This window comes from Oleiphilus sp. HI0132 (assembly GCF_001635845.1).
This window is the reverse complement of sequence record NZ_LWGJ01001440.1, coordinates 1-1,633: the sequence shown is the minus strand read 5'-3', so window position 1 is coordinate 1,633 and position 1,633 is coordinate 1. Positions and strand designations below refer to the sequence as shown.

At 44.1% G+C, this 1,633-nt stretch carries 1 protein-coding gene; it reads right to left on the bottom strand.

The genetic code is table 11. The features are described 5' to 3' along the window. Window positions 1–90: 90 nt before the first annotated feature. Window positions 91–1,332, bottom strand: a complete 1,242-nt coding sequence (locus A3766_RS22025; protein ID WP_068516277.1) for a lipoprotein-releasing ABC transporter permease subunit — start codon at window positions 1,330–1,332, stop codon at window positions 91–93. Window positions 1,333–1,633: the final 301 nt, after the last annotated feature.

The following is a 1,633-nucleotide window of genomic DNA, read 5'->3' as shown; positions in this document are numbered from 1 at the left end:
AGGGTGAAGTCTAAATTCTGAAAAATCGAAATTGGCGCAACAGCATCATCATAGTTTTTTGAGATGCCTTTCGCCTCAATAATTACGCCATCATTCATAACGCAAAGCCTCCGCGGGTTGAACTTTGGAAGCCCGCCAAGCCGGGTAAAGTGTTGCTAACAAACTCATAATCAATGCTGTCCCGGAAATAACCAGCACATCATCAAGTAAAAGTTGAGAAGGTAAGTCACTAATAAAATAGACATCCGGGTTGAGAAACTGCATCTTCAGAAGACTCTCTATTCCCTGAATAATATCGCTGACATTCAAAGCGAGTAGCACGCCTAATACGGTGCCGACCAGGGTTCCTACGATCCCGATATAAGCACCTTGCACAACAAATATCCCCATAATCGCCTTGGGGCTCGCCCCCATGGTGCGGAGGATCGCTATGTCAGCTTTCTTATCCGTCACAACCATCACTAAAGTAGAGATAATATTAAAGGCGGCAACCGCAACAATAACCATCAACAATAGGCCAATCATAGTCTTTTCCATGCGAATTGCCTGAAACAGGTTTCCGTGGGTTCTGGTCCAGTCTACGCTATAAAAACCTTCATCCAGGTTCATCGCTATCTGGCGAGCAATATAGGGTGCATCAAACAGGTCATGCATTTTTAAGCGCAAGCCGTGCACTGAACCTTTGATACGTAACATTTTTGCCGCGTCATCCATATGAATCATGGTCAGCGAAGCATCCAGGTCGGCTCCTACACTGAAAATACCTTTTACAACAAAACGCTTTAACCTTGGAAACACACCTGCAGGCGTTAAGGAAGCTTCGGGTAAAACGACAGTGACTTTATCCCCGACATCAACGCGCAATTGCCGGGATAGTATTTCACCGATAATCATGCCGAACTCACCTGATTTCAAATCCTCAAGAGAACCTCGAATCATATGCTCACTGATAATCGAGACCGATGTTTCTTCTTCAGGTAAAACGCCATTCAGCTGAACACCGTGAACTGCACCGTTACGCGTCACCATTCCTTGAGCATTTATAAACGGCGCGGCAGCAAGCACTTTCTCATTTTCAAGTACAGAATCCTGAAGTGTTTGCCAGTCTCGCATATCACTATAAGGTTTAATCACTGCGTGCGGCACCATACCCAAGATTCTTTGCTGTAATTCACGATCAAAACCGTTCATAACAGAGAGCACAGTAATAAGTAGAGCCACACCAATTATCAAGCCCACCATCGACGTTAGCGAGATAAATGAAATGAAGTGGTTTTTGCGCTTCGCCGATGTATAACGAAGGCCAATTAAGACAGGATAGAATTTAAACATGGCGCGATTAAACCACAGCCCCCCTAAGCAAACAACACCTTGTTTGTCAGTTCCTTTGCGCGGCATTCACAAAAGCCGCAAATCAATTCAGCGAAGCGAGCATTTCTTTGCTTTAATTAAAGCTATATATCTTTTTAAACCTCTATTTGTTGAAGCAAGCTGTCCCGACTTATGAATGACGATATTGAAACTCAGAGATCAGACCAAACTCGGGGCTTAGTTCAAAACATTCCGCTGCAGTTTGATTGTCAGCTCTGGGAACAATGTCAACGGACGCTTTATTTTCAACGCGAAAATATTG